This window comes from Desulfonatronospira sp. (assembly GCA_003563255.1).
Lineage (GTDB): Bacteria > Desulfobacterota > Desulfovibrionia > Desulfovibrionales > Desulfonatronovibrionaceae > Desulfonatronospira.
Genome location: PWSL01000079.1, coordinates 1 through 2857, shown reverse-complemented (window position 1 = coordinate 2857; position 2857 = coordinate 1). Strand labels below are relative to the sequence as shown.

Genomic DNA, 2857 nt, shown 5'->3' with positions numbered 1-2857 from the left:
GCTTGGGCAGTTCAGCTCCTATGGCCTCGCCCATGGGCAGAAGCCCGATCTTGACTCCCTGCAGGAAAAACAGAAGACCGGACATGACAAAAAGCACACCGATGAGGAAGCGGGCAAACTCCTCCCAGGGCATGGTGATAAGGAAGATCTGCAGCAGGATGACTACCCCGGTAATGGGCAGCACAGCCTGGACAACTTCAATGAGTCCTTCTTTTAAATCGTTTGCCATATACTTTATCTTATCTCAAGCGACTTTTGATTTCAATGTTTTTTGCTGATGAGGGGACAGGTAAAGAGTACGACCAAGCTTGCATTGTGGCAGAGAATTTGACATGATAATAATTAAAGTTTTGAACTTATCACTACAGCGAAACTTATTTATTGACCTCCGGGGGCTGGCTCTCCCCGCACTTATTTTTTTCAATAAAACCAAGATCCTTTAACAAAAATAAGTGCGGGGTGCCTGCCCCCAATTTCGACAGATTGAAAAGTTTAATAAGTTTCGCTGTAGTGTTATGACAGTATATAATTTTTTGCCGGGTCTAAATAGAGTAAATAATGAGTTCATCGTCCATTTCCCTGTGGTCAACACTGAAAACCGTGCTTCCGGTCCTGGCTGTTCTGGCTGTTCTTGAGGCTTTCCTGGGTTTTCTGAGCCTGGATGGCTCCATGGACCTGGCTGCCGGTGCTGTCATGGTGGTACTCGGGCTTTATCTTTTTCTGAACGGGGTAAATCACGCAGTCATACCTCTGGGCAGGGCCATAGGCTCCATGTTGCCACAGTACGTGTCCACAGCTCTTTTTCTGGCTCTGGCTCTTGTCTTTGGGCTGGTAATGAATGCTGCTGACCCGGCGGTACATATTCTGGCAGGGCATGTTGACTCGGCCACCGGTGATTATCCTCCGGGTCCCCTGACGGTAGTGCTGATAGTAGCGGCAAGTATAGGCGTGTTCATAGCCATGGCTCTGCTGCGTATTCTTCTGGGAATTGGTCTAAAGATTTTCTTCGGCCTTGGATACGGTCTTGTACTGATTTTGTCCCTGTTTGTTCCTGCCGAGTTTGTCCCTCTGGCCTTTGATGCAGGCGGAATCGCCACGGGACCATTGACTGTGCCCTTTATTCTGGCCTTTGGGCTGGGGGTTGTTTCTGTGCTGGGGAAAAGTTCTGACGACAGTTTCGGCTTGCTGGGGCTGGCGGCCATAGGCCCTATTCTGGGCATCATGCTCATGGGGGTGTTGCTTCAGTGAATAATTTCTGGACCTGGATTGATATCCGTTCCGTCCTGCTGGAAAATATATGGGGTATTCTCGGGATAGTCTTTTTTGTCCTGCTGCTGCACCTGTTTCTCTTCAGAATCGAGCGCGATCTGCTCAAGCGTGTGTTCAAGGGACTGGTACTCGTACTGGCCGGCCTGGTGCTCTTTATGCAGGGGGTGAATGTCGGCCTGGTTCCGGCTGGAGAAGCTCTGAGCAGTCATCTGGGCGCTCACGAATCTTTTAAATGGCTTCTTGTCCCCCTGGCTTTTATCCTGGGACTGGTGATCACCTGGGCTGAACCATCGGTGAAAATTCTCTGCTCCCAGGTGGACCAGACAACAAGCGGTCATATCCGCTCCAGGCTGCTGCAGACCGTGATCAGTCTTGGAGTGGCCTTGTTCGCCGCTTTGGGAGTCACACAGATTATTGCCGGTTTCCCTCTGCAGTTTATTCTGGTGCCCGGCTATATCCTGGTTCTGGGCATGATGCTTCTGTGCAGCAGACTTTTTGTGGGTATAGCTTTTGACTCATGTACAGTCAGCACTGGTCCCGTGGTCATAACCTTTGTTATGGGCATGGCCATGGTTCTGACCCAGGTTCTTGAAGGACGCGATCCCCTTATGGATGGGTTCGGCCTGGTGGCCGTTATTGCCCTGGCCCCTATAGTGTCGGTTTTGACAGCCGGCATTCTTTTCAGTCAAACACCTGAACCAAGGAGTTAAACTCAATGCCGGACAGCGGATATTCTCTGGTGGTGGCCATTGTAAATTATGGACACAGCGAAACAGTGGTGGATATTGCCGAAAAACTCGGGTCCAGCGGGGGGACGGTTTTTTTCGGACGCGGCTCAAGTCACCGCACCAAGGTAAGCATTCTTGGAGTGCCTGTGGAGCCTCAGAAAGAGCTGGTCTATATTGTGGTCAAGCGCAGCAAATCATCTGCACTGATTCAGAAAATCACCGAAGCCTGCAACCTGAACGATCCCAAAGGAGGACTGGCCTTTTCCCTGCCCCTGGACGAGGTTGCCGGGCTCAATGAGCCTGATTGACTACTAAAATGTGTCCTTGAGTATCGAATTATTATCTGCCAGGGGATGGTCTGGCTGCATGCCTGCGGTGTGCATCAACAACGGGTCAAAGCGCGCAGTTGGCCTGGATCCAGGTAAGGGTGTATGGGTTTACAGGCCTTTTCCTTTACCACGTTAAGGAGGGGTCGGATCCGTATTGGGACAGCAGGAAAAGGCCTGTAAATTTTTGGAGGGACAAAAGCCCGGACGGTGCCGCCCGGGCTTCAGACAGCAGCGGTCTGGATCAGACGGCTGCGTCCCCGGATTCGCCGGTCCTGATGCGGATGGCGTTTTCCACACTGTAGACGAATATCTTTCCGTCGCCCACCTTGTCTGTCCTGGCCGCCTTTATGGCGGCCTCCACGGCCTGGTCCACCTTTGAGTCATCCAGGATGACCTCTATCTTGACCTTGGGCAGAAAGTCCACTTCGTATTCAGCCCCCCGGTATACTTCCTTGTGGCCCATCTGGCGGCCGAAGCCCTTGACATCGGTCAGGGTCATGCCCTTGATGCCCAGATGAGCCAGGGCCTCCT

The 2857-nt window shown here is 51.9% G+C and carries 5 protein-coding genes; 3 read left to right on the top strand and 2 right to left on the bottom strand.

The window, feature by feature from the left end; translation table 11 throughout:
- Positions 1–229, bottom strand: a 229-nt coding sequence (locus QZP87_RS02280; protein ID WP_291321300.1) for a DUF1538 family protein, incomplete at its 3' end; no start/stop codon positions are given.
- 329 nt (positions 230–558) lie between these two features.
- On the opposite strand from QZP87_RS02280, the gene QZP87_RS02275 reads away from it, so the two are divergent.
- From QZP87_RS02275 to QZP87_RS02265, 3 genes are read left to right on the top strand one after another with little or no spacing between them, the layout of a single operon-like run.
- Complete coding sequence (locus tag QZP87_RS02275; RefSeq protein ID WP_291321299.1) at positions 559–1248, top strand: DUF1538 family protein; 690 nt, start codon at positions 559–561, stop codon at positions 1246–1248.
- Entirely contained in the window at positions 1245–1979 is a 735-nt protein-coding gene (locus QZP87_RS02270; protein WP_291321298.1) for a DUF1538 domain-containing protein, read from the top strand. The genes QZP87_RS02275 and QZP87_RS02270 overlap by 4 nt, the downstream gene beginning before the upstream one ends.
- A gap of 5 nt (positions 1980–1984) precedes the next feature.
- The gene (locus QZP87_RS02265; RefSeq protein WP_291321297.1) at positions 1985–2305 is read left to right on the top strand and encodes a P-II family nitrogen regulator; all 321 of its coding nucleotides are present in this window, start codon (positions 1985–1987) and stop codon (positions 2303–2305) included.
- Positions 2306–2567: 262 nt separating this feature from the next.
- Here QZP87_RS02265 and QZP87_RS02260 read toward each other — a convergent pair.
- A partial coding sequence (locus QZP87_RS02260; RefSeq protein ID WP_363330976.1) for a P-II family nitrogen regulator occupies positions 2568–2857 on the bottom strand: 290 nt, incomplete at its 5' end.

Coding starts and splice junctions, on each gene's coding strand:
- QZP87_RS02275 (WP_291321299.1), top strand. CDS start 559: ATGAGTTCATCGTCCATTTCCCTGTGGTCAACACTGAAAACCGTGCTT.
- QZP87_RS02265 (WP_291321297.1), top strand. CDS start 1,985: ATGCCGGACAGCGGATATTCTCTGGTGGTGGCCATTGTAAATTATGGA.